This is a genomic window from Methylocystis iwaonis, assembly GCF_027925385.1.
In the GTDB taxonomy this organism is placed as follows: domain Bacteria; phylum Pseudomonadota; class Alphaproteobacteria; order Rhizobiales; family Beijerinckiaceae; genus Methylocystis; species Methylocystis iwaonis.
Window position 1 is genome coordinate 3,431,831 of the sequence record NZ_AP027142.1, and the last position, 22,102, is coordinate 3,453,932.

Genomic DNA, 22,102 nt, shown 5'->3' on the forward strand with positions numbered 1-22,102 from the left:
TGACCTCCATGCGCGCGCCAGGGAGGCGATCATGCTGGGCGTCGGGCTCGTTCTGCTTTATTTCGCGCTGGCCCTGCTTGCCGCCGCGATCATCCTGCAATCCGACCGCTATATGGTGCGGCGCTCGATCGCGATCGACGCGGGGACGCACAAGCTGTTCAATCTCGTGAGCGATCCCGCGCGTTGGTCCGCGCTCGGCGCGGCCGCGGTGATCGAAAGCCGCCCCGACGCGCTTGTCGTCCTGCAGCTCGACTTGGGGAGGACGGAAAGCGTCGCGACCGTCGGCCTGCATCCGGAGGGCGGGCAAACCTTTGTCGATTGCATGATCGCCGGCCGAAACTCATACACCGACAAGGTCAGGAACCTATTGGCCAGCCGGGAGAAAACTCTCGGCCCCAAAATAGAACAGGCGCTCGCCGAGCTCGCGGCGAGCGCCTGATTATCGACGCGAGGCTCTTACGCCAGGATGGTCTTCAGCTCGGCCACGATGGCGTCGCCCATCTGGGCGGTCGAGATGGAGGTCGGCGCATCGCCCTTGATGTCGATGGTGCGCAGGCCCTTGGCGAGCACGCCGGCGATGGCGTTGTCGATCGCATCCGCCGCCTTGGCGTTGTCGAAGGAATAGCGCAGCGCCATGCCGAGCGAGCCGATCATGGCGATCGGATTGGCGATGCCCTTGCCGGCGATGTCCGGCGCCGAGCCGTGGCAGGGCTCATACATGGCGTGGCGCTTGCCGCTGGCGTCGGCGGCGCCGAGCGAAGCCGAGGGCAGCATGCCGAGCGAGCCGGTGAGCATGGAGGCGACGTCCGACAGCATGTCGCCGAAGAGGTTGTCGGTGCAGATCACGTCGAACTGCTTGGGCCAGCGCACGAGCTGCATGCCGAGCGCGTCGGCGAGCATGTGCTCGAGCTTCACATCCGGATATTCGCGCTTGTGCAGCGCGGTGATGACTTCGCGCCACAAATGGCCCGACTTCATCACATTCGCCTTTTCGGACGAGGTGACCTTGTTGTTGCGCTTGCGCGCGAGCTCGAAGGCGACGCGGCCGATGCGCTCGATCTCGTGGGTCGTGTAGACCTGCGTGTCGACGGCGCGCTTCTCGCCGTTCTCGAGGGTGACGACCTCCTTCGGCTCGCCGAAATAGACGCCGCCGGTGAGCTCGCGCACGATCATGATGTCGAGGCCGTCGACCAGCTCGCGTTTGAGCGACGAGGCGTCGGCCAGCGCCGGATAGCAGATCGCCGGGCGCAGATTGGCGAAGAGGGCGAGGTCCTTGCGCAGGCGCAAGAGGCCCGCCTCGGGGCGCACGTCATAAGGCACGCCGTCCCATTTCGGCCCGCCGACGGCGGCCAGCAGCACGGCGTCGGCGGCCTGGGCCAGGGCCATGTCGCCTTCGCTGATCGCGACGCCATGAGCGTCATAGGCGGAGCCGCCCACGAGGCCGCGCTCCACCTCGAATTTCGCCACGCCCGCCTGCCCCAGGAAGTCGATCACCTTCTCGGCCTCGGCGGAGATTTCGGGGCCGATCCCGTCGCCGGGCAGGAGCAGGAGCTTATAGGCGGACATGAAACCCTCTTCTTTGCGTTCGAGAAGCCTGCGCCGGTCAATAGAGCGGCGCGGCGAGCGGCGCAACATGGCGACGCGCGGGGCCTTCCGTGCGACAATTCGCGCGGCCGCGCCGCTCTTGCCGGAAAGGGCGAAGCCGTGCAGCTTGAAAAATGTCAAAAGCGTTGCGGTTCGAAGTCGACGCCATTTCCAACGCGCGATTTTTGCTGGGCGATTCCGCCCGAGCCGAAAGCGCGCTAAACGAGCGTCGATCGTTCGCAACGCCGAGGGCGGAACGAGGGAGACGCTACTCATGAAGCTTATGAAGATTGTCGCGCTGGCGGCGTTCGCCGCCTTTGCCGGGGCGCTGCCCGCCAAGGCTTTCTGCCTGTTCAACTGCGAGCCCAAGCCCGAGGACGCGCGCAAGGTTTTCGAAAATCTGATCAAGAAGAGGTTCGACCCGGACGCGACCATCGAGAAGTTCGGCGTCACCCGTTATTGGCCGCTCGACGTCGAGGGCGCGGGTCACAAGGGCTATGAATTCTACTTTACCGCAAGTGTGCGCTTCCCCAAGGGCGCCAATCTGGAATGCAAGCCCGACAGCGCCGGCCAGGTGAAGCAAGGCTGCTCGGCGAGCGCCTATTATTCGACCACCGTCCAGAACCAGATGATCAAGGAAAAGCAGTATATCGAGCCCGGCAAGGTCGTCGAGTTCAAGGACGAGACGCGTTTCGACCAGAGCGGCGGCAAGTGGAAAGGCCAGGACGGCAATCTCTATTGAGCCGAAGCATCGGAGAAATCGAGAAGCGGGCCCGGGCGGCCCGCTTTTTTGTTGAGCGATGCGATTGCAGAATTCGTCGCCTTCGCCTAACTTTAGCTAGCTTAGCTAAGGGGGCTTCCTTGCTGGTCAATATCCATAAGGCGAAAACGCAGCTTTCGAAGCTGATCGAAGCCGCGCTCGCTGGCGAGGACGTGATCATCGCCAGGGGCGACAAGCCGGTCGTTCGGCTCGTCGCGATGGAGCAAGGCGCATTCAAGATCGGCTTGCTGAGGGACAAGAAGCTCGGGTCCGGGCCGGATTTTCTTCAGCCGCTCGATGAGGAAGAGCTTGGTCTTTGGGAGGGCGGCGGGCCGTCACAAGCGTTCTGAGCGCCGTTCTGCTCGACACGCATGCGTGGGCATGGAGCCTGACGGACGATCCGCGGCTCTCCGAAGCGGCGCGTCGGGCGATCGGATCGGCGGGCGTGGTCTATGTGAGCCCGATCACTTTCTATGAAATCGCCCAAAAGGTGCGGCTCGGCAAATGGCCCCAAATGGAGCCACATATCGGGTCCCTGCCTGATCTGCTCCTCGAACAGGGCGGTCGCGCGGCCCGGTTTGACCCCGTTGTCTGCACTTTAGCGGGCACGATGGATTGGGCGCATCGCGATCCCTTCGACCGGCTGATCGCAGCGACAGCGATACTGGACAGGCTGACGCTCGTTTCCGCCGATCCGGCGTTCGACGGCGTCTTACCGCGCCTTTGGTAAAAAAGCCGGCGAAACAGGCCCCTTCCTTGCGCCTTCCGCATAGTGTAGAAGCCGCCTAGGGATTAGGCGTCGAGCCCGGCCAGGCCGCGGCTCCGCTCGGGAAGAAGGTCGAAAATGCAGCAGGTCATTATCGCGATCCACCTGATGGTGGTGACGGCGCTCGTTATCCTCGTTCTTTATCAAAAGTCCGAGGGGGGCGCGCTCGGCATGGGCGGCAGCGGCGTCTTCACCGGACGCGGCCAGGCCAATGCGCTCACCCGCGCGACCGGCATTCTCGCGACGATCTTCTTCCTCACCAGCATTGCGCTGACCGTGCTGCCGGCCTGGGAACGCCGCGCCGCGGGCGGCGACGACTGGACCAAGGCGATCGACCAGGGCGACATCAAGCTCAAGGAAGTGAAGCCCGGCGAGAAGGCGCCGGAGGCCGGGAAAGACTCGGTCTTCGAGCAGCTCCAGCGCGCCCAGCAGAAGCGCCAGCAGAGCACGCCGGTCGCTCCGGCCGAGGAAAAGCCGGCCCTCCGCCCGTCGCAGGAGCCGCCGAAGGCCGAGGCCCCGAAGTCCGAGCCGGCGACGGAAGCCCCCAAGACTGAGGCTCCGAAGGCCGAGGCTCCGAAGAACGAAGCGCCGGCCGCGGAAGCGCCCAAGGCCCCGGAGGCGACCAAGTCCGAAGCGCCGGCTCCCGCCGAGGCTCCGAAAGCTGAGGCTCCCAAGCCCGAGACCGCCGCGCCGGAAGCGCCCAAGGCCTCGGACGCGACCAAGGCCGAGACGCCCGCCGACAAGCCGTCGGCCCCGACGCAGTGGAAGTCGCCTACCCAATAAGCGCGCGGCTCCTTCACACAGACGACACGCAACTCCGCTGGGGAAGACTGCTTCCCCGGCGCAATCAGCGCTATCAAAATCCACCGAAAGGCGTTAGGCGTTAGGCCCCATGGCGCGCTACATCTTCATCACCGGCGGCGTGGTTTCCTCCCTCGGCAAGGGTCTCGCGTCGGCGGTTCTCGGCGCGCTCTTGCAGGCGCGCGGCTACACCGTCCGGCTCCGCAAGCTCGACCCCTATCTCAACATCGATCCGGGGACGATGTCCCCCTATCAGCACGGCGAAGTCTTCGTCACCGACGACGGCGCCGAGACAGATCTCGACCTTGGGCATTACGAACGCTTCACTGGCCGTCCGGCCACGAAGCAGGACAATGTCACGACCGGCCGCATCTATCAGGACATCATCAACAAGGAGCGGCGCGGCGACTATCTCGGCGCGACGATCCAGGTCATTCCGCATGTCACCAACGCCATCAAGGAGTTCGTCCTCGACGGCAATGACAATGTCGATTTCGCGCTGATCGAGATCGGCGGCACGGTGGGCGACATCGAGGGCCTGCCCTTCTTCGAGGCGATCCGCCAGCTCAAGAACGACCTGCCGCCGCATCACTGCATCTATGTGCATCTGACGCTGCTGCCCTTCATCCCGAGCGCCGGGGAGCTCAAGACCAAGCCGACGCAGCATTCGGTGAAGGAGCTGCGCTCGATCGGCATTCAGCCGGACATTCTGCTCTGCCGCACCGACCGCGAGATTCCGCGCGAGGAGCGCCGCAAGCTCGGCCTCTTCTGCAACGTGCGCGAACAGGCGGTGATCGAGGCGCGCGACGCGGCCAATATCTACGACGTTCCGCGCGCCTATCATGCGGCGGGCCTCGACGCGCAGGTGCTGGCGGCCTTCGGCATCGAGCCGGCGCCCAAGCCCGATATGAGCCGCTGGAGCGCAGTAACGCAGCGGATTATGAATCCCGAGGGCGAGGTCACCATCGCCGTCGTCGGCAAATATACCGAGATGAAGGACGCTTATAAGAGCCTCATCGAGGCTCTTGCCCATGGCGGCCTGGCAAATCGCGTGAAGGTCAATCTCGACTGGATCGAATCGGAAGTTTTCGAGGAAGGCGATCCGGCCGCCTATCTCGAACATGTGCACGGCATTCTCGTGCCGGGCGGCTTCGGCCAGCGCGGCGCCGAGGGCAAGATTCTCGCGGCGCGCTTCGCCCGCGAGCGCAAGGTGCCTTATTTCGGCATCTGCTTCGGCATGCAGATGGCGGTGATCGAGGCGGCGCGCGCGCTTGCCGGAATTGAGAAGGCCAACTCCACCGAATTCGGCCCCTGCGAGGAGCCGGTCGTCGGCCTGATGACCGAATGGCTCAAGGGCAACGAGCTCGAGAAACGCGCGGCGGGCGGCGATCTCGGCGGCACCATGCGCCTCGGCGCCTTTCCGGCGCTGCTGAAGCCCGGCTCGCGCATCGCTGACATCTACGGCAAGACCCAAATCTCCGAGCGCCATCGCCACCGCTATGAGGTGAACTTCGGATATCGCGAGCGGCTGGAGTCCTGCGGGCTCCTGTTCGCCGGCTCCTCGCCGGACGGTCTCCTGCCCGAGACGGTCGAAATCCCTGACCATCCGTGGTTCATTGGCGTGCAATATCACCCCGAGCTGAAGTCGCGGCCGTTCGAGCCGCATCCGCTGTTCGCGAGCTTTATTGCGGCGGCGAAGGCGCAGAGCCGGTTGGTGTGATTCCCTAGGATAGCTGGCTCCCCAACGAGCCTCGCAGCGTTTCCTTCGTCATGGCCGGGCTTGTTGTTCAGTCCGGGAACATAGCCGACACATGTTCGGAGACATGACCGACGCCTTCGGGGTCGGTCAAGTCGATAGTTGTGATCTGATGCGAGGCGAAGCAGACGGCGAACCGACCGTCCTTGTCGCGGGGGCGGATGGCCAGGCGCTCTCCCCGAAAGGCTTGAGGCACTTTCCACAGACGGCCCTTGAAGCTGATGTAGTCTTTGGAGCGCGGCACGATGCGCAGGATCTCGCCTTCGTCATATTCGGGCGCGGGCAGGCGCTTTGGCATCGGCCGCGGGCTTGGGCGGTAGCGGCTGGCGGGAGGCTTCTGGCCCAAGGCTTCATGGGGGCGTTCGAAATTATAGACCTCGCGCCAAGCATCGAAGGCGCGCTGGACCTGGGCTTGGTCGGCGAAGCGCTTCATGGCGAAGACTTCGGCCTTGAGGGTGCGATGGAAGCGCTCGTTCTTGCCGCGGCCTTGCGGGTGATAGGGCCGGGAATAGATGACTTTAACGTCCAGCTTCAAAAGCCAGAGCCGCAAGGCCGTCCAATGGCCCGAGGCGTCCCCCCACGGCGCGCCGTTATCGACGAACAGGGCGTCAGGCAAACCATAGCGTTCGAACGTCGTCGTCAAATGGCCTTGAACTGTCGGGCCTTGTTGATTGCCGCAGGCTTTGAGGCAAGGCGCAAAGCGAGAGTGATCGTCCACGATGGTCAAAGGGTGGCAGCGGCGGCCGTCGGCGAGCTTGATCCAACCTTTGAAGTCCATCTGCCAGAGCTGATTGGGGGCGTCCTTCTCGAAGCGCTGATAGGGCCCGGCCGGCGCGCCTGCGGGCAAGACAATGCGGCCGCGCCGGCTCAATATGACGTGGATGGTCGAAGAGGCGGGAACGGCGTGGCCGCGCTCTTCCAGAACGCGCCGGATTTTGCGCGCGCCCCAGGCTGGATGGTCGTCCCGCACCGACAGCACCAGCGCTTCGGTCTCGGCCGCGCTCCGCGAGGGGCTGTTGCGCGGCCGGCGGGAGCGATCGGCCAGCCCCGCCTCGCCTTCGGCCCAGCGGGCCAACCATTTGTAACCCGTATCCGGGTGTATGCCGAACCGGCGGCATAGTTCCCGCCGGTTCGCCCCCTCCTGGCTCGCAAGCCGCACAAACTCCCGACGCTGTTCCACGATCGACACCTCCAGCCACGGCATGGACGGCCCTCCAAATTGCCAATCCAAGCCATTGTGAACGTGTCGGCTATGTCCCCGAACACCCGTCGGTCATCTATCCGGACTGAACACTTGTCCCGGCCATCCACGCCAAGACACTGCGGCTTTCGATCGACGTAGTCATGGCGGCGCCGCGTGGATGCCCGGCACAAGGCCGGGCATGACGTGAACTGGATTTGCGAACTCTAGGCTTCATAAGTTATACTGACGTATAACTTGAGGCTATCCAATGCCCACAACCACTCTTCGGAAAGTCGGCGGGTCAGTCATGTTGGCTCTGCCGCCTGCCATTCTCGACCTCCTTAACTTGAAGGCCGGGGCGACGGTTGGCGTCTCCGTCGAAGACGGCAAGCTTGTTATCGCGCCAGCGTCAAAGCCGCGCTACACGCTCGGCGACCTTCTCGCCCAATGCGACGCCCAGGGCGAATCTTCCGAGGAAGATCGCGCCTGGCTCGGTGATAAGCCGCAAGGCTCGGAGCTGCTCTGACATGGAGCGCGGCGACATCTACCTCGTCTCGCTCGATCCGACCTCGGGGCACGAGCAACGGGGCGCGCGGCCGGTGCTCATCGTCTCGGCGACGGCCTTCAACAAAATAACGAAAACGCCCATCGTCCTGCCGATTACCAGCAGCGGCAATTTCGCGCGCACAGCCGGCTTTGCAGTGTCTCTCTCGGGCGCAGGCACGCAGACGACCGGCGTCATCCGTTGCGACCAGCCGCGCGCCCTCGACCTCGGCGCACGCCGTGGCCGCAAGCTCGAAAGCGCACCGCCGGAAATCGTCGACGAAGCGCTCGCCAAGCTCGCCGCCATTTTGGAATAGCGCCAGAGCGTCGACTCTCAGTCGGCCGACGGTCGGCCCCCCATCGTCGCCCGCTCCAGCAGAACACTCGCATCGCGGATATCTACGGCAAGACCTGACCCAAATCTCCGAGCGCCACCGGCGCTGAAGTCGCGGCCGTTCGAACCGCATCCGCTGTTCGCGAGCTTTATTGCGGCGGCGAAGGCGCAGAGCCGGTTGGTGTGACCGAAGTGTTGGGATAGAGGCGGTCGAAGGCTATAATCCGGGCAGGAGGCCGCCAATGTCCGACCCATCGCGCCGCATTATTCTCGACTCCGAAATTCTGGCCGGCAAACCAATTGTCCGCGGCACGCGCCTTTCGGTCGAGTTTGTCATCGGCCTTATGGCGGATGGCTGGAGCGAGGCCGATATCCTGCGCAACTATCCGGCGCTGGCGCACGAGGATATCTCTGCCTGCCTTGCCTATGCGCGAGACGCTCTGAGATCCGAGAAAACCTACCCCAGCGCCGCCTGACATGCGCTTCCTCGCCGATGAAAACTTCCCCGGCGAGGCGGTGACGGCGCTGCGCTCAGCAGGGCACGACATTCTCTGGGTAAGCGAGACGGCGTCTGGCGCGAGTGACGCCCGCGTCCTGGAAATGGCGGTTGCGCAAGCGCGCATCCTTCTGACTTTCGATAAGGATTTCGGCGAGCTTGCGTGGCGCAAAGGTCATTCGGCCTGTTGCGGGATTATTCTTTTCCGCTTGCCGACGCCGCCAGCGCAATCGATCGGCGCGACGTTGCTCGCTCGAATAGAAGAACGCGGTGACTGGGAAAGTCACTTTTCCGTAATCGAGCCCGGCAGAGTCCGGATGCGCGCGATGAGGGCTTAACCCAGCCCGGGAAGTGTATTCAGTCGTCGGACGGCCGGCGCTCCTTCGCCCGCTCCAGCACAAACACCCGCAGCGCAGAGGAGAGATTCGCCTCGCCGCGCTCGGCGTCCACGCGCGCAACCAACCCGGCAAGCGAGACGCCGTCCTTTGCCGCGATGCCTTTCAGCGCGCGCCAGAAGGCGTCTTCTAGCGAGACGCTGGTGCGGTGGCCGGCGATGACGATGGAATGTTTGACGACCCGGACGCCGGACTTGCGGCCTTCCGGCTGCGGACCTTCGCCGAAGCCATCCGCTTGCGCGCCGGAAGGCGCGCGGTCCGTGCTCATGGGGCGTCATCGCGCTTATGCGCGTCGAGCTTGGCGGCCTCCAGCCGCTTTTGCGCGTCGGTCAGGTCGCGCTCCGCTTTCGTGCGGCCGAAAGCGACGCGATTCTCCTGCGCCTGCGCCTCTTTCTCGCGCTTCGCGCGGTCCTTGCGGGCGCGGCGGAGATTGACGACTTCGGCCATCAGGTCTTTTTGCGGAATGCGTCGATGGAGACGACCTTGGCGTCGCCTTCGCCTTCCGCGGCTTCGGCGGCCGCAGGCTTGGGACTATCCGCCTTCTCCAGCTTTTGGGGCTCTGGCTTTGCCTCGGCCTTCTCCTCGGCCGGGCGCGCCGCGACGAGGCTCGGGCGCGTGGGCGAAACCTCTTCCTCCTCTTCCTCCTCCTCGAGATCGGCAGCCTCGAAGCGCAGGCCGAACTCCACCGACGGATCGTAGAAGCCGGTGATCGAGGCGTAGGGGACGTAGAGGCGCTCGGGGATCGAGCGGAAGGACAGGGTGACGCCGAAGCCCTCGTCGTCGACCTCGAGGTTGGTATATTGATGCTGCAGGATGATCGTCAGCTCCTGCGGCCATTGCTCGGCCAGACGGCGCGAGATTTTCACGCCGGGCGCGTCGGTTTTGAAGCTTATGGTGAAGTGATGATCGCCGGGTAGATAGCCGCTCGCCGCCACATCTCCCAAAACCTTGCGCACCACGCTGCGCATCGCATCCTGAACGAGTAGATCGTAACGAATAAGATCAGTGGCCATGCGCTCTTCCCCGGCGCATGGTCCCGTCCCAAAAGGGGCGCCACGATCACGCGCCTGCGCCCAGCCTCCCGGCCAGCGCGAAAAATGAAGTGGAGGCTTCTGTTGCCAGGCGCCTCCGAGCCCCGCCTAGAAGTGCTAACCCCTAGGGCTTTGATCCCAGTTTGGGCGCCGCATTACGCGGCGACGGCCACCGGAGCATAGTTGTCGTTGGCAACTATAAGGTTTGACCCGATAACGGCGGTATCATGCCGAGCGAAAAAGCACCCTTTACGCCCCCGTCGATCCTATTTCGCCCCCGCCGCAGCGCGCCGTGACGCGCTGTGGTGGAGGCGCCGGGTACCGCCCCCGGGTCCGGATGGTTTATTTCGATGTTCGTTTATCGCCATAGCCGGCGCGAACCGGCAGAACGAATATAGGGGTTTGGACGCGTTTGTGAAAGGGGAGCGACGAACTCCGTCGGATCATCCTCTTCTAATGGAAGACGAGCCGGGGCGAGAGCGCTTGCGGCATGCGCTCGGCCTGTCCCTGCGCCAAAATTAATCCCGACAGCCCGCCAAGTGGGCGCTTTCCGCCTTGTATGCGGGCGATCTTCCCAATAGTTTGGCGACCGCGAAAAATCGCGGCGCGAGAGCCCGGCTCCCCTTGGGGAGGCGGCGGCTCGCGCTTTCCGCGCCGCCCGTTCTCTTTAGGAATCGCTGCATGTCCGTGCTGATCGACAAGAACACCAAAGTCATCACTCAAGGCTTCACCGGGAAGACCGCCACTTTCCATTCGGAACAGGCGATCGCCTATGGAACCAAGATGGTCGGCGGCGTGTCTCCGGGCAAAGGCGGCTCCAGCCATCTGGGCCTCCCCGTCTTCGACACGGTCGTGGAAGCGCGCGAGAAAACCGGCGCCGAGGCCTCGGTCATCTATGTCCCGCCGCCGGGCGCGGCCGACGCCATCTGCGAGGCGATCGACGCGGAAATCCCGCTGATCGTCTGCATCACCGAGGGCGTGCCGGTGCAGGACATGATCCGCGTCAAGCGCTCGCTGTCAGGCTCCAAGTCCCGCCTCATCGGGCCGAACTGCCCGGGCGTCGTCACCGCGGGCGAGAGCAAGATCGGCATCATGCCCGGCAATATCTTCTCGAAGGGCTCGGTCGGCGTCGTGTCGCGCTCCGGCACGCTGACCTATGAAGCCGTCTTCCAGACGAGCCGCGAGGGCCTCGGCCAGACGAGCGCGGTCGGCATCGGCGGCGATCCGGTCAAGGGCTCCGACTTCATCGAGATCCTGGAGCTCTTCCTCGCCGACGAGGCGACGAAGTCGATCATCATGATCGGCGAGATCGGCGGCTCGGCCGAGGAAGAAGCGGCCCAATTCTTGAAGGACGAAGCCAAGCGCGGTCGCAAGAAGCCCATGGTGGGCTTCATTGCCGGCCGCACGGCCCCTCCCGGCCGTCGAATGGGCCACGCCGGCGCGATTATTTCGGGCGGCAAGGGCGACGCCGAGAGCAAGATCGCGGCGATGGAATCGGCCGGCATTCGCGTGTCGCCGTCTCCGGCCCGTCTGGGCAAGACTTTGGTCGAGGTGCTCAAAGGTTAGGCGCAGCCGCGCCTCTTCTATACCGCCTCGAGGAACTTAAATTAGAGGCGACGCCGCAAGTCGGCGGCGCCTCGAAATCAGCCTTCGGCGGCGGGTTGCATGCTCGCAGACGCGCCATCGTCGGCTCCAAGAGAAGCGAGACAATGGCGCGTCTTGAAACTGATGGCGTGGCCGGACCGGCGGCTCCCGGCGGCCCGCGTTCTACGCAAAACAATAATTTTGCAGCCACTTCATTTTTACAGGGCGCCAATGCAGCCTATATCGAGGGCCTGCTCGACGCCTATGAGGCCGACCCTTCCTCGGTCAGTCCCGAATGGGCGAAATTCTTCGTAGAAATGGGAATAGCGCCGACCGCCGCCCAGCCCCCTGCTTCCGGCCCCTCCTGGGCGCGCCGCGATTGGCCGCCGACGGCCAATGGCGAATGGGTCAGCGCGCTCACCGGCGAATACCCCGCCCCGGCCCAAAAGCCCGCCGCCAAAGGCGCGCCGGCGCCGGCCCCCGCGGCCGCAACGGCCGACGATATTCAACGCGCCACGCGCGACTCCGTGCGCGCTTTGATGATGATCCGCGCCTATCGCATGCGCGGCCATCTCCACGCCAATCTCGATCCTTTGGGCCTCGAGCAGCGCCCCGACCATGGCGAGCTGCATCCCGAAACCTACGGTTTCAAGGACGAGGACTACGACCGCAAGATCTTCATCGACGGCGTCTTGGGCATGCAATACGCCAGCGTCTTCGAGATGGTGACGATCCTGCGCCGCACCTATTGCGGCTCGATCGGCTTCGAATTTATGCATATCTCCAATCCGGAGGAGAAGGCCTGGCTGCAGGCGCGCATCGAAGGCCCCAAGAAGGAGATCGTCTTCACCGACGAGGGCAAGCGCGCGATTTACAAGAAGCTTGTCGAGGCCGAGGGCTTCGAGAAATTCCTCGACGTGAAATATACCGGCACCAAGCGCTTCGGCCTCGACGGCGCGGAGGCGATGGTCCCGGCGCTGGAGCAGATCATCAAGCGCGGCGGCGCGCTCGGCGTGCAGGAGATCGTCCTGGGCATGGCCCATCGCGGCCGCCTGAATGTTCTCTGCCAGGTGATGGGCAAGCCGCATCGCGCGCTCTTCCACGAATTCAAGGGCGGCTCTTTCCTGCCCGACGAGGTGGAAGGCTCCGGCGACGTGAAATATCACTTGGGCGCCTCGTCCGATCGCGAGTTCGATAACAACAAGGTCCATCTCTCGCTCACGGCGAACCCCTCGCATCTCGAAATCGTCGATCCGGTCGTGCTCGGGAAAGTCCGCGCCAAGCAGGATCAGCATGATGGCGACCGCCGCACGGTGCTGCCGCTGCTCATCCATGGCGATGCAGCTTTCGCGGGCCAGGGCGTCGTGGCGGAATGTTTCGGCCTCTCTGGGCTCAAGGGCCATCGCACCGGCGGCTCGGTGCATTTCATCATCAACAACCAGATCGGCTTCACCACCTATCCGCGCTTCTCGCGCTCTTCGCCCTATCCGTCGGATGTCGCGAAAATGGTCGAAGCGCCGATCTTCCACGTCAATGGCGACGATCCGGAGGCGGTCGTCTTCGCTGCGCGCGTCGCGACCGAGTTCCGCCAGCAATTCCAGAAACCCGTCGTCATCGACATGTGGTGCTACCGCCGCTTCGGCCACAATGAAGGCGACGAGCCCGGCTTCACCCAGCCGCTGATGTACAAAAAGATCCGCGCGCACCGCACGACGCTCGACCTCTATGGCGAGAAGCTCGCCAACGAAGGCCAGCTCGCCAAGGCCGACGCAGACCGGATGAAGGAGGAGTGGCGCGCGCGGCTCGAGGTCGAGTTCGAAGCGAGCGGGACCTATAAGCCCAACAAGGCGGATTGGCTCGACGGGCGCTGGGCGGGCTTGAAGCCCGGCTATCAGGCGTCCGAGGACGAGCGAAGAGGAAAGACCGGCGCGCCGCTCGAAACCTTGCGCGACATCGGCGCGAGACTGACGACGATTCCCCCGGATTTCAAAGCGCATCGCACCATCCAGCGTTTCCTCGACAATCGCCGCAATGCGATCGAGGAAGGGACGTCGATCGACTGGGCGACGGCGGAGGCGCTGGCCTTCGGCGCGCTGCTGATCGAGGGCTGGGACGTGCGCCTCTCCGGCCAGGACAGCGAGCGCGGCACCTTCTCGCAGCGCCACAGCGTGCTGATCGATCAGGAAACGGAAGCGCGCTACATTCCGCTCGATCACATCTCGCCAGAGCAGGGCCGGTTCGAGGTCATCAATTCGATGCTCTCTGAAGAAGCCGTGCTCGGCTTCGAATATGGCTATTCCCTCGCCGAGCCCAATGCGCTCGTGCTGTGGGAAGCGCAGTTCGGCGACTTCGCCAATGGCGCGCAGGTGATCTTCGACCAGTTCCTATCGGCGGGCGAGCGCAAATGGCTGCGCATGTCCGGCCTCGTCTGCCTGCTGCCGCATGGCTATGAGGGACAGGGGCCGGAACATTCCTCGGCGCGCCTCGAACGCTATCTGCAGCTTTGCGCCGAAGACAATATGCAGGTGGCGAACTGCTCGACGCCGGCGAACTACTTCCACATTCTGCGCCGCCAGCTCCATCGCAACTTGCGCAAGCCGCTCATTCTCATGGCGCCGAAGTCGTTGCTGCGTCACAAGCGCTGCGTCTCGCGCCTCGGCGAGATGGGCATGGCGTCGAGCTTCCAGCGCATCCTGCTCGACGACGGCGAGACGCATGAGACGGCGCTGCTGAAACCCGACGAGCAGATTCGCCGCGTCGTGCTGTGCAGCGGCAAGGTCTATTACGATTTGCTGGAAGACCGTGAGAAGCGCGGGATCGACGACGTTTATCTGCTGCGCGTCGAGCAGCTTTATCCCTTCCCGCTGAAGAGCCTCGTCACCGCTTTGTCGCGGTTCAAGAACGCCGACATCGCCTGGTGCCAGGAGGAGCCCAAGAACATGGGCGCCTGGTTCTTCGTCGAACCTTATCTGGAATGGGTGCTGGCCCAGGTGGGCGCGACGGCGAAGCGCGCGCGTTATATCGGACGCCCCGCCTCGGCCTCGACCGCCGCCGGCGCCATGTCGAAGCATCTCGCGCAGCTTCGGGCTTTCCTGGATGACGCTTTTGCGGCCTAGCGCCCCCTCCCCAGCCCTCCCCCGCTTTGCGGGAGAGGGAGAACATCGTGGCCTTCATCGACAACGCTGATCACGAGCGTCCCCTCTCCCGCGGAGCGGGGGAGGGACAGGGAGGGGGCCTCGCCAGCACATTTAGAAAATTAGCTAACTCCGCTGAGCCATACGAGGAATGATCGATGACTGAAATTCGTGTCCCGACCCTCGGCGAATCCGTCACGGAGGCGACGATCGGCCGCTGGTTCAAAAAGGCGGGCGACGTGGTGCGCGCCGATGAAACGCTTGCCGAGCTCGAGACCGACAAGGTGACCTTAGAGGTCAACGCCCCTGCGGCGGGCGTCCTCGCCGAAGTTCTGGTCAAGGAAGGCGAAACGGTGCAGCCGGGCGCGCTGCTCGGCCAGATCGTCGCCGGGGGCGCTGCTGCTGCGCCGGCGCCGGCCGCAAAACCCGCTCCGGCGCCTGCCGCCGCTGCGCCCGCTCCCGCCGCGCCGAGCCAGCCGGCCACGACCATGCCGCCCTCGCCCGCCGCCGCCAAGATCGCGGCGGAGAAAGGCATCGACGTCTCGCAGGTCTCAGGTTCCGGCAAGCGCGGTCAGGCGCTCAAATCCGACGTGATCGATTTCGCCGCCCGAGCCCCTGCACCGCCGGCGCCAGTCGTCGAAGCGCCGCCGCCGCCCGCCCCGCGCGCCCCCGCGCCGCAGGAGGACGCCGCGCGCGAGGAGCGCGTGAAAATGTCGCGCCTGCGCCAGACCATCGCTCGGCGCCTGAAGGAAGCGCAGAGCGTCGCGGCGATGCTGACGACCTTCAACGAGGTCGACATGTCGGCGCTCATCGCCCAGCGCAACAAATACAAGGATCTCTTCGAGAAGAAGCACGGCGTTAAGCTCGGCTTCATGTCCTATTTCGTGAAAGCCTGCTGTCAGGCGCTGGAGGAAATCCCGGCGGTCAACGCCGAGATCGACGGGACGGACATCATCTACAAGCGCTTCTGCCACATCGGCGTGGCGGTGGGCACGGATAAGGGCCTCGTCGTGCCCGTGGTGCGCGACGCCGATCGCATGTCTCTGGCCGAGATCGAGAAAAGCATCGCCGCGCTGGGCAAGAAGGCGCGCGACGGCGCGCTCGACATCGCCGATCTGCAGGGCGGCACTTTCACCATTTCGAACGGCGGAGTCTATGGCTCGCTGATGTCGACGCCCATATTGAACGCGCCGCAATCCGGCATTCTGGGCATGCACAAGATTCAGGAGCGCCCGATTGCGGTCGACGGCAAGATCGAGATCCGCCCGATGATGTATCTGGCGCTCTCCTACGACCATCGCCTCGTCGACGGGAAGGAGGCGGTGACCTTCCTCGTGCGCGTCAAGGAGACGCTGGAGGACCCGGGCCGTCTGGCGCTGGCGCTGTAAGGGGAGGGGAGCGCCCCTCCCCGAAACCCGCACGGTTCCTGCTAGAGAGGGTGAGGCGCTGAGCCAGAAACAGCCGCTTCGCTCCCGCATAAAGGGGTAACCTTGGCCGCAGAATCGGCCTTGGCGCCCTCTTTAAAACTGCTCCAAAGCGCCACACATCTAGGTGCAAGACGCGCTGCGCGGCAGGCGTCGACGGGCGGGTCGTCACGGACGCCGAGGAGGAGCAACATGCAAGAAAAAATCACGATCGAGCGAAGGGAGCCGCTCCTGACGCCGGAACAATTCGCCAATCTGGGCGACGGCATGATAGCTTATGTGCGCGCCATGCGGTCCGAAGACGTCAACCGCCTCTATCCGCAAGCGCCGCAGATCCAACCCGGTCTCACCATTTTCGCGCTGATCGGCGCCGACGGCGCCCCGATCGTTCTCGCCGACTCGGAAGAGGGCGCCATTGGCAACGCCCGGGAAAACGACCTCACCATGGTCAGCCTGCACTGATGTTGGGCAATAGACCCGGCCCGCCGCGGGGCCGGGGCCGCCTTTGCATTTTCATTTGATAACCGCCATTCGCCCTACCGGCGGGACGAAGGCAGGGTTTTTGCTTCCATATCGGAAAGGGGCCGCCTGCCCCGCCATGGAGGCGTTCATGCCGGCAACCGAGTTATTTGCTGTCTGTCACGTTAACGACGTCGCCAAGCGCGGCGCGGTCGGCTTCGTGCTGGCGCGCAGGGAGGGCGACAAGACCGTGCCCTTCCCAATCTTCGTCGTCCGCCAGGGCAGGGTCTACCACGCTTACGCCAACCGCTGCCCGCATCAGGGCGCGCGGATCGACTTCCAGCCCGGCCACTTCCTCGACCAGGGCCACCGCGCCATCGTCTGCGGCAAGCACGGCGCGCTCTTTGATCCGGTGACGGGCAATTGTTACGACGGCCCTTGCGCCGGCGCCGCGCTGGAAAAGATCGAGGTCGTCGTCGACGGCGAGGACGTCTGCATCACCGGGGTGGAGCTTGCCGAGGAAGATGGACTCGATCGTCCGGAAAACGACGAGATGCCGCCAGTCATGGTGACGTCGGACTGAGCGGGCGAGGCTCGCGCGTTCAATTGCCCCCGAAGAGCTGTTCGAAAATATTCTTCTCCTGCGGCGCCGGGCTGCGCCCGCGCCGCGGGCTGGGGGGCGGCGCCGCGCCGGCATTGGGGACGTCCGCGGGCGGCAGCAGGTCGTCGATCTCTCTCGTGCGCGCCGCGCGAGCGCGTGGGGGCGGCAGTATCGTCGCCGTTTCGTCCGGCGACGACAGCGTCTCCTCGGCGGCCCGATTTTCCGCCGGAGGCGGCGGCGCTTGTCTTTGTGGCCTCGGCGGCGGCGCGGGCGCAGGCTGGTGGTCGGCGCCTGTGAAGATGCCGATCAACTCATCGAGCGGCTTGGCGATGACTTCCTCGGCGTCCGAGCGCCAGGAGCCGGTCGGCAGGCTCGCGACCGGCGCGCCGCGCAGGGCGATCCCCATATAGCGGCTCCAGATTTCCACCGGCAGATTGCCGCCCGAGGCCTTCTTCGTCGGCGAGCTGTCGTCATTGCCAAGCCACACGCCGGTGACGAGCCGGCTCGTATAGCCGACAAACCAGGCGTCGCGGAAATCCTGGCTGGTCCCTGTCTTGCCGGCCGCCTGCCAGCCGGGCAGCGCCGCCTTGCGCGCCGTGCCGGTCAGCAGCGTCTCCTGCATCATCGTGTTCATCATCGCCACATATTGCGGCTCGATCACGCGGCCGAAGACGGAGCCTTTGCGCTGGTAGAGCGTCTTGCCGCTCGCCGTCTTCACCCGTGTGATGATGTGCGGCTGCACGCCGACCCCGCCATTCGCGAAGGGCGCGTAGGCGGCGACAAGCTCCAGCGGCGTCACTTCCGACGTGCCGAGCGCGATGGAGGCGTTGGGCTGAAGGTCGGATTGGACGCCGAGCCGGTGCGCCGTCTTCACCACGGCCTTCGGCCCAACTTCCAGGCCGACGCGCACCGCGACCGTATTGAGCGAGAGCGCCAGCGCCTTGGTGAGCGTGACGGGGCCGAAATATTCGTGGCTGTAGTTCTCCGGCGTCCAGCCCTTGATGTTGAGCGGACCGTCCTCGCGCACGGACTCCGGCGTCATGCCATGTTCGAGACCGGCGAGATAGACGAAGGGTTTGAAGGCCGAGCCCGGCTGGCGCTTGGCGGAGACGGCGCGATTGAACTGGCTCTCCGAATAGTCGCGGCCGCCGACCAGCGCGCGGATCGCGCCATTGGGGTCGATCGACACGATGGCGCCTTGCGACACGCCGTATTTTGCGCCCTTGTTGTCGAGCTCCTCCTTCAGCGCGCCTTCCGCCACGGCCTGCAGGCGCGGGTCGATGGTTGTCGTGACGACAATGTCCTGGTCGATGGCGCCGATCGTGTCGTCGAGCATGTCCATAACGTAGTCGGCCGCATAATTGGCCGAGCCCGCGCCCAAGCCTTTGGCCGCCTGCGCCGGATGGGCGAGCGCCGCCTTGGCCATTGTCTCGCTGATATGGCCTTCCTGCGCCATGGCCGTGATGACCTGCGCGGCGCGCTCGGTCGCGCCTTCGGGATTGCGGTCGGGGGCGAGCTTGCTCGGGGCCTTCATCAACCCTGCGAGCACGGCGGATTCGGAAAGCGTCGCGGTCCTGGCGCTATGGCCGAAATAACGCTGCGTCGCCGCCTCCACGCCATAGGCGCCGGAGCCGAAATAGACGCGGTTGAGGTAAAGCTCGAGAATCTGGTCCTTCGAATATTTATGCTCGAGCCACAGCGCGAGGATCGCCTCCTGGATCTTGCGTGAAATCGTCCGCTCCTGCGTCAGGAACAGGTTTTTGGCGAGCTGCTGGGTCAGCGTCGAGCCGCCCTGCATGCCGCCGCGGCCGGTGACATTGCGCAGCAGCGCGCGGCCGATGCCTTGCGGATCGACGCCCCAATGCGAATAGAAACGCCGGTCCTCGATGGCGATGAAGGCCTTGGGCAGATAGGGCGGCAGCTCCGAAATGCGGATCGCCGCGCCCCCCGTATCGCCGCGATTGGCGAGCAGCTCGCCATCCGAGCCCATGATCGCAATATTGGGCGGGCGCTTGGGCACCGCGAGCTGGTCGATCGGCGGCAATTGCGAGCCGTAATAGACCGCGAGCGCGCCGGCGCCGACCACGCCCCAGATTGAAAGGGTGAAGCCCCAATAAAAGAGCGCGCCGATCATCGATCTGGACCGCCGAGGCTTCGGTTTGGCAGTTGCTTCAGCGTCGAAATCGTCCGGCTCCTCCGCCTCACGCGCCTGACGAGACCGGGGCGAGGGCCGTCTTTCAGCCCGCAAGTCCCAGTCGTCGTCCTCGCCGTCGTCGAACCTAGGTTCCTGACGTTTGCCGCCGCGCGCCATTTTTTCCGTCCAGAGGCTCTCCGCCTGCCCCTGAATTCAACTTAAGGAAGGCGCTTTAAGGGCTGGTTAAGAAATCGCGCGGGCGCGGGCTATTAATTTTTGTGATTTTTTGAGAGCATGCCGCATGCGCACGATGACAATCTCTCTCTCTGACCAGCAGGCCCGCCGTATCCAGCTAGCGGTGGAAACGGGCGCCTATGCATCGAATAGCGAGGTGCTCCGTGAAGCGCTTCGCCTTTGGGAGCAACGCGAGGAAATCCGCGCGCTCGAACTCAAGCGACTCAAGCAGGCCTATGAGACTGGCCTGGCGAGCGGCCCCGGACGCGAGGTGGAAGCAGATTCGCTGCTGGCCGAGTTCAAAAGGAAAGCCGGCCTGAGTGGCTAGGGTCACCCTCACGCCGGCTGCGGAAGCGGCGCTTTTCGATATATGGGCGACAGTGGCGCTCGATAATGTCCGAGCGGCCGACGGGCTTTTCCAACGCATAATGAAGAAAGCGCGACTTGCCGCGGAAAATCCGCGGATGGGCGCGCCCCGACCCGAGCTGAGCGCTAACGCCCGCATCCTCGTCGAGGGGCGCTACCTGATTATTTACGAGCCTGCGGAAGACGGCCTCACAATCATCGCCATTGTTCATGGCGCAAGAGACCCCGAAAGCTGGCTCGCAGGCTGAATTTCTCCACCACTCCCGACGCGCCGCCCCTTGCGCTTCCTTCTCGGGCTTGCCAAAGTCACCGCCCCCGGCGCGCCGCGTCAATGAACGAGACGGTTTCCAAGGCGATGAAGGTTACGATCGAGAGAGCGGCGCTGTTGCGGGCGCTCGGCCATGTGCATCGGGTGGTTGAACGGCGCACCACGATCCCCATTCTCGCCAACGTGCTGATCGACGCCAGGGACCGAACGCTGACGCTGAAGGCGACCGACCTCGATCTCGAGATCACCGAAAAGGCGCCGGCCGAGGTCGGACAGGCCGGCGGCGCCACTCTTCCCGCCCATACGCTCTACGATATCGTCCGCAAGCTGCCCGAAGGCGCGCAGGTGTCGCTCGACGGCTCCGGAGAGGCCGGCCAGCTCACGCTGCGCTCGGGGCGTTCGCGCTTCAACCTGTCGACGCTGCCCGAAAGCGACTTCCCCGACGTGACCTCGGGCGAGTTCAGCCATAGCTTCTCGCTGGCGCCCGCCGATCTCAAGCGGCTCATCGAGAAGACGCAATTCGCCATCTCCAACGAAGAGACCCGCTATTATCTCAATGGCATCTACATCCATGCGATGGAGGTCGAGGGCCAGTTGATGCTGCGCGCAGTGGCGACCGACGGCCACCGCCTCGCCCGTCTTGAGCTGCCGGCGCCGGAAGGCTGCGCGGGCATGCCCGGCGTCATTCTCCCCCGTAAGGCGGTGCAGGAAGTGCAGCGCCTCATCGAAGACGCCCAGGGCGAGGTGCTGGTCGAGCTCTCGACGAACAAGATGCGCTTCTCCTTCGGCGACGCGCTGCTGACGACGAAGCTCATCGACGGCACCTTCCCCGACTACGGCCGCGTCATACCGGCGGGCAACGACAAGCGCCTGACCGTGGAGCGCGACGTCTTCGCCAAGGCCGTCGACCGCGTCTCCACCATTTCGTCGGAGCGCGGCCGCGCGGTTAAGCTCGCTCTGACGGAAGGCAAGCTCGTGCTCTCCGTCACCAACCCCGATCAGGGCTCGGCGGTCGAAGAGATCGAAGCTGACTACGACGGCGCGCCGCTCGACGTCGGCTTCAACGCCAGATATCTCCTCGACATCACCCAGCAGCTCGACAGCGATACGGCGCTCTTCAAGCTCGCCGATCCGGGCTCGCCGACGCTGATCCAAGACCGCGACGGGGCCAGCGCGCTTTACGTGCTGATGCCGATGCGCGTCTAACGGCGTTCAGCGCCCACCAAGCCCCCGGCGTGGCGGAGCAGGCGCGACGGCGTGTAGCGCTTCTGAGCGCTTGCGAGCGGCGAGGCGGCGCGTCATTGTCAAAAAGCCACGTTCCTACAGAACAAAGGCTTCCATGCTGGATTTCTATGTCCCTCTCTGGCCCTGGCTCGCCGCCTGCTTTGCCGTGGGCGCGGCGATGGGTGCGCTGGCCCCGGGGAAGACGAGGGGCAAGCCCCCGGCCCGCTGGCTGATATGGCTCGGCCTCGCGTCGATTGCCGGCGTCGCTGCAATCGCACTCGGGGCCGTTCAGGAGACTGCCTCCCTCCATATTGAAGCCGCGCTCGCTTGCTTTGCCGCCTTCCTGATCGGGGCTGGCGCCGGCGCGCTCATCTTCCAGCGCACGCTCGCAGGCCATGAGGCCTGGGCGCTCGGGCTCATTCCCGCCGCGCTCCTGTGGTGGGGCGCATCAGAGTTCATCGAGCGCACCTATGAAGCGGATCTGCAAAAACGCATCGCGGCGCTGACCCAGACGGCAGGCGCCGATCCCGCGGGAATGGCGCTTGCGGGACGAAACGCGTCGGCGCCCCCGGCAGTCGCCGCGAATAAGGAGCTGAATGTCGCAGCGCCCGCTGCGGAAGCTTCGCCGACGCTTGCGAGCACCTCGGCTTCTGTGTCCCGGCCGCCGGCCGAATTAGACCGCGCCGCCTGCCAGCGCGCGCTGGACGCTGTCCAAGTCTCCGACCCGGTCGCTTTCCACGAAGCGCGCGCCACGGTCAACCGACGCACGGCGCTTGCGCTCGACAAGGCCGCTGAAATCATTCGCCAGTGCCCCGAAGCGACCATCGAAGTGCGCGGCCATGGCGACGCCGGCGCCGAGGACGATCTCTTGTCGCGCCGCCGCGCGCTGGCGGCCGTGCATTATTTGCGCCTGGAAGGCGTTTCTGGCCATAAACTCGTCGCCATAGGCTGCTGCGAGAAGGCGGGCGAGGCGCGCCGCCCCGTCGCGATCGAATACATCCTGCGCTGAGCGGCACAGCTTTTGT

At 64.9% G+C, this 22,102-nt stretch carries 25 protein-coding genes and 1 other RNA gene; 19 read left to right on the forward strand and 7 right to left on the reverse strand.

Annotation, left to right across the window (positions count from 1 at the left end; genetic code table 11):
- Positions 1-31: 31 nt before the first annotated feature.
- Positions 32-439 (forward strand): SRPBCC family protein, encoded by a 408-nt coding sequence (locus QMG84_RS16325; protein WP_281929204.1) that lies wholly within the window; start codon positions 32-34, stop codon positions 437-439.
- Between the two features lie 17 nt (positions 440-456).
- Here QMG84_RS16325 and leuB read toward each other — a convergent pair whose 3' ends face one another.
- Positions 457-1,566, reverse strand: coding sequence for a 3-isopropylmalate dehydrogenase (gene leuB / locus QMG84_RS16330; RefSeq protein WP_281929206.1), 1,110 nt, complete (start codon positions 1,564-1,566; stop codon positions 457-459).
- A gap of 292 nt (positions 1,567-1,858) precedes the next feature.
- Here leuB and QMG84_RS16335 point away from each other — a divergent pair, with 292 nt between their 5' ends.
- The 5 genes from QMG84_RS16335 (at position 1,859) to pyrG (ending at position 5,631) form a co-directional block, all read left to right on the forward strand.
- The gene (locus QMG84_RS16335; protein ID WP_281929208.1) at positions 1,859-2,326 is read left to right on the forward strand and encodes a hypothetical protein; all 468 of its coding nucleotides are present in this window, start codon (positions 1,859-1,861) and stop codon (positions 2,324-2,326) included.
- 119 nt (positions 2,327-2,445) lie between these two features.
- Positions 2,446-2,694 carry a type II toxin-antitoxin system Phd/YefM family antitoxin gene (locus tag QMG84_RS16340; protein WP_281929209.1) on the forward strand — a complete coding sequence of 83 codons (249 nt, stop codon included), beginning with the start codon at positions 2,446-2,448 and terminating at the stop codon, positions 2,692-2,694.
- Entirely contained in the window at positions 2,661-3,074 is a 414-nt protein-coding gene (locus tag QMG84_RS16345; protein ID WP_281929211.1) for a type II toxin-antitoxin system VapC family toxin, read from the forward strand. Before QMG84_RS16340 ends, QMG84_RS16345 begins: the two co-directional genes overlap by 34 nt.
- A gap of 114 nt (positions 3,075-3,188) precedes the next feature.
- The gene (gene secG / locus QMG84_RS16350) at positions 3,189-3,893 is read left to right on the forward strand and encodes a preprotein translocase subunit SecG (RefSeq protein ID WP_281929213.1); all 705 of its coding nucleotides are present in this window, start codon (positions 3,189-3,191) and stop codon (positions 3,891-3,893) included.
- Between the two features lie 109 nt (positions 3,894-4,002).
- Complete coding sequence (gene pyrG, locus QMG84_RS16355) at positions 4,003-5,631, forward strand: CTP synthase (protein WP_281929215.1); 1,629 nt, start codon at positions 4,003-4,005, stop codon at positions 5,629-5,631.
- Positions 5,632-5,698: 67 nt separating this feature from the next.
- On the opposite strand, the gene QMG84_RS16360 is transcribed toward pyrG, so the two are convergent.
- Positions 5,699-6,871 carry an IS481 family transposase gene (locus QMG84_RS16360; protein WP_281929217.1) on the reverse strand — a complete coding sequence of 391 codons (1,173 nt, stop codon included), beginning with the start codon at positions 6,869-6,871 and terminating at the stop codon, positions 5,699-5,701.
- A gap of 286 nt (positions 6,872-7,157) precedes the next feature.
- Here QMG84_RS16360 and QMG84_RS16365 point away from each other — a divergent pair, with 286 nt between their 5' ends.
- From QMG84_RS16365 to QMG84_RS16380, 4 genes are all read left to right on the forward strand, one after another.
- Positions 7,158-7,376 carry an AbrB/MazE/SpoVT family DNA-binding domain-containing protein gene (locus QMG84_RS16365; protein ID WP_434085960.1) on the forward strand — a complete coding sequence of 73 codons (219 nt, stop codon included), beginning with the start codon at positions 7,158-7,160 and terminating at the stop codon, positions 7,374-7,376.
- Between the two features lies 1 nt (position 7,377).
- Entirely contained in the window at positions 7,378-7,710 is a 333-nt protein-coding gene (locus tag QMG84_RS16370; protein ID WP_281929221.1) for a type II toxin-antitoxin system PemK/MazF family toxin, read from the forward strand.
- Positions 7,711-7,969: 259 nt separating this feature from the next.
- Positions 7,970-8,203 (forward strand): DUF433 domain-containing protein, encoded by a 234-nt coding sequence (locus QMG84_RS16375; RefSeq protein WP_281929223.1) that lies wholly within the window; start codon positions 7,970-7,972, stop codon positions 8,201-8,203.
- A 1-nt stretch (position 8,204) separates the two neighbouring features.
- Entirely contained in the window at positions 8,205-8,561 is a 357-nt protein-coding gene (locus QMG84_RS16380) for a DUF5615 family PIN-like protein (protein WP_281929224.1), read from the forward strand.
- Between the two features lie 19 nt (positions 8,562-8,580).
- On the opposite strand, the gene QMG84_RS16385 is transcribed toward QMG84_RS16380, so the two are convergent.
- The 4 genes from QMG84_RS16385 to ssrA form a co-directional block, all read right to left on the reverse strand.
- Complete coding sequence (locus QMG84_RS16385) at positions 8,581-8,886, reverse strand: ribbon-helix-helix domain-containing protein (protein ID WP_434085961.1); 306 nt, start codon at positions 8,884-8,886, stop codon at positions 8,581-8,583.
- Complete coding sequence (locus QMG84_RS16390; RefSeq protein WP_281929225.1) at positions 8,883-9,065, reverse strand: DUF4169 family protein; 183 nt, start codon at positions 9,063-9,065, stop codon at positions 8,883-8,885. Before QMG84_RS16390 ends, QMG84_RS16385 begins: the two co-directional genes overlap by 4 nt.
- On the reverse strand, positions 9,065-9,631 hold the full coding sequence (locus tag QMG84_RS16395) for an SspB family protein (RefSeq protein ID WP_281929226.1): 567 nt from the start codon (positions 9,629-9,631) through the stop codon (positions 9,065-9,067). Before QMG84_RS16395 ends, QMG84_RS16390 begins: the two co-directional genes overlap by 1 nt.
- Before the next feature lie 88 nt (positions 9,632-9,719).
- Positions 9,720-10,073: a transfer-messenger RNA gene (ssrA, locus tag QMG84_RS16400) on the reverse strand.
- Positions 10,074-10,330: 257 nt separating this feature from the next.
- On the opposite strand from ssrA, the gene sucD reads away from it, so the two are divergent.
- The 5 genes from sucD (at position 10,331) to QMG84_RS16425 (ending at position 16,833) form a co-directional block, all read left to right on the forward strand.
- Positions 10,331-11,215, forward strand: coding sequence for a succinate--CoA ligase subunit alpha (sucD, locus tag QMG84_RS16405; protein ID WP_202071357.1), 885 nt, complete (start codon positions 10,331-10,333; stop codon positions 11,213-11,215).
- Positions 11,216-11,358: 143 nt separating this feature from the next.
- Entirely contained in the window at positions 11,359-14,349 is a 2,991-nt protein-coding gene (locus QMG84_RS16410; RefSeq protein WP_281929228.1) for a 2-oxoglutarate dehydrogenase E1 component, read from the forward strand.
- Positions 14,350-14,525: 176 nt separating this feature from the next.
- Complete coding sequence (gene odhB, locus QMG84_RS16415) at positions 14,526-15,755, forward strand: 2-oxoglutarate dehydrogenase complex dihydrolipoyllysine-residue succinyltransferase (protein ID WP_281929230.1); 1,230 nt, start codon at positions 14,526-14,528, stop codon at positions 15,753-15,755.
- Between the two features lie 228 nt (positions 15,756-15,983).
- Positions 15,984-16,253 (forward strand): BQ00720 family protein, encoded by a 270-nt coding sequence (locus QMG84_RS16420; protein WP_202071354.1) that lies wholly within the window; start codon positions 15,984-15,986, stop codon positions 16,251-16,253.
- 148 nt (positions 16,254-16,401) lie between these two features.
- The gene (locus QMG84_RS16425; RefSeq protein WP_202071353.1) at positions 16,402-16,833 is read left to right on the forward strand and encodes a Rieske (2Fe-2S) protein; all 432 of its coding nucleotides are present in this window, start codon (positions 16,402-16,404) and stop codon (positions 16,831-16,833) included.
- Between the two features lie 19 nt (positions 16,834-16,852).
- On the opposite strand, the gene QMG84_RS16430 is transcribed toward QMG84_RS16425, so the two are convergent.
- Entirely contained in the window at positions 16,853-19,162 is a 2,310-nt protein-coding gene (locus QMG84_RS16430; protein WP_281929233.1) for a transglycosylase domain-containing protein, read from the reverse strand.
- A gap of 124 nt (positions 19,163-19,286) precedes the next feature.
- Between QMG84_RS16430 and QMG84_RS16435 the strand changes: the two genes are divergently transcribed.
- The 4 genes from QMG84_RS16435 (at position 19,287) to QMG84_RS16450 (ending at position 22,086) form a co-directional block, all read left to right on the forward strand.
- Positions 19,287-19,547 (forward strand): type II toxin-antitoxin system ParD family antitoxin, encoded by a 261-nt coding sequence (locus tag QMG84_RS16435; RefSeq protein ID WP_281929235.1) that lies wholly within the window; start codon positions 19,287-19,289, stop codon positions 19,545-19,547.
- Complete coding sequence (locus QMG84_RS16440) at positions 19,540-19,833, forward strand: type II toxin-antitoxin system RelE/ParE family toxin (protein ID WP_281929237.1); 294 nt, start codon at positions 19,540-19,542, stop codon at positions 19,831-19,833. The genes QMG84_RS16435 and QMG84_RS16440 overlap by 8 nt, the downstream gene beginning before the upstream one ends.
- Positions 19,834-19,940: 107 nt before the next feature.
- Positions 19,941-21,059, forward strand: coding sequence for a DNA polymerase III subunit beta (dnaN, locus tag QMG84_RS16445; RefSeq protein ID WP_281932051.1), 1,119 nt, complete (start codon positions 19,941-19,943; stop codon positions 21,057-21,059).
- Positions 21,060-21,192: 133 nt separating this feature from the next.
- Positions 21,193-22,086 (forward strand): OmpA family protein, encoded by an 894-nt coding sequence (locus QMG84_RS16450; protein ID WP_281929239.1) that lies wholly within the window; start codon positions 21,193-21,195, stop codon positions 22,084-22,086.
- The last annotated feature ends 16 nt before the right edge of the window (positions 22,087-22,102 follow it).

Bases quoted from the DNA above. Each gene is read 5' to 3' on its own strand.
- pyrG (WP_281929215.1), top strand. From the start codon at position 4,003: ATGGCGCGCTACATCTTCATCACCGGCGGCGTGGTTTCCTCCCTCGGC.
- QMG84_RS16360 (WP_281929217.1), bottom strand. From the start codon at position 6,871: ATGCCGTGGCTGGAGGTGTCGATCGTGGAACAGCGTCGGGAGTTTGTG.
- QMG84_RS16430 (WP_281929233.1), bottom strand. From the start codon at position 19,162: ATGGCGCGCGGCGGCAAACGTCAGGAACCTAGGTTCGACGACGGCGAG.
- QMG84_RS16395 (WP_281929226.1), bottom strand. From the start codon at position 9,631: ATGGCCACTGATCTTATTCGTTACGATCTACTCGTTCAGGATGCGATG.
- leuB (WP_281929206.1), bottom strand. From the start codon at position 1,566: ATGTCCGCCTATAAGCTCCTGCTCCTGCCCGGCGACGGGATCGGCCCC.
- QMG84_RS16380 (WP_281929224.1), top strand. From the start codon at position 8,205: ATGCGCTTCCTCGCCGATGAAAACTTCCCCGGCGAGGCGGTGACGGCG.
- QMG84_RS16370 (WP_281929221.1), top strand. From the start codon at position 7,378: ATGGAGCGCGGCGACATCTACCTCGTCTCGCTCGATCCGACCTCGGGG.
- QMG84_RS16375 (WP_281929223.1), top strand. From the start codon at position 7,970: ATGTCCGACCCATCGCGCCGCATTATTCTCGACTCCGAAATTCTGGCC.
- dnaN (WP_281932051.1), top strand. From the start codon at position 19,941: ATGAAGGTTACGATCGAGAGAGCGGCGCTGTTGCGGGCGCTCGGCCAT.
- QMG84_RS16425 (WP_202071353.1), top strand. From the start codon at position 16,402: ATGCCGGCAACCGAGTTATTTGCTGTCTGTCACGTTAACGACGTCGCC.
- secG (WP_281929213.1), top strand. From the start codon at position 3,189: ATGCAGCAGGTCATTATCGCGATCCACCTGATGGTGGTGACGGCGCTC.
- QMG84_RS16420 (WP_202071354.1), top strand. From the start codon at position 15,984: ATGCAAGAAAAAATCACGATCGAGCGAAGGGAGCCGCTCCTGACGCCG.
- QMG84_RS16390 (WP_281929225.1), bottom strand. From the start codon at position 9,065: ATGGCCGAAGTCGTCAATCTCCGCCGCGCCCGCAAGGACCGCGCGAAG.
- QMG84_RS16365 (WP_434085960.1), top strand. From the start codon at position 7,158: ATGTTGGCTCTGCCGCCTGCCATTCTCGACCTCCTTAACTTGAAGGCC.
- QMG84_RS16385 (WP_434085961.1), bottom strand. From the start codon at position 8,886: ATGAGCACGGACCGCGCGCCTTCCGGCGCGCAAGCGGATGGCTTCGGC.
- QMG84_RS16450 (WP_281929239.1), top strand. From the start codon at position 21,193: ATGCTGGATTTCTATGTCCCTCTCTGGCCCTGGCTCGCCGCCTGCTTT.
- QMG84_RS16335 (WP_281929208.1), top strand. From the start codon at position 1,859: ATGAAGCTTATGAAGATTGTCGCGCTGGCGGCGTTCGCCGCCTTTGCC.
- sucD (WP_202071357.1), top strand. From the start codon at position 10,331: ATGTCCGTGCTGATCGACAAGAACACCAAAGTCATCACTCAAGGCTTC.
- odhB (WP_281929230.1), top strand. From the start codon at position 14,526: ATGACTGAAATTCGTGTCCCGACCCTCGGCGAATCCGTCACGGAGGCG.
- QMG84_RS16435 (WP_281929235.1), top strand. From the start codon at position 19,287: ATGCGCACGATGACAATCTCTCTCTCTGACCAGCAGGCCCGCCGTATC.
- QMG84_RS16325 (WP_281929204.1), top strand. From the start codon at position 32: ATGCTGGGCGTCGGGCTCGTTCTGCTTTATTTCGCGCTGGCCCTGCTT.
- QMG84_RS16410 (WP_281929228.1), top strand. From the start codon at position 11,359: ATGGCGCGTCTTGAAACTGATGGCGTGGCCGGACCGGCGGCTCCCGGC.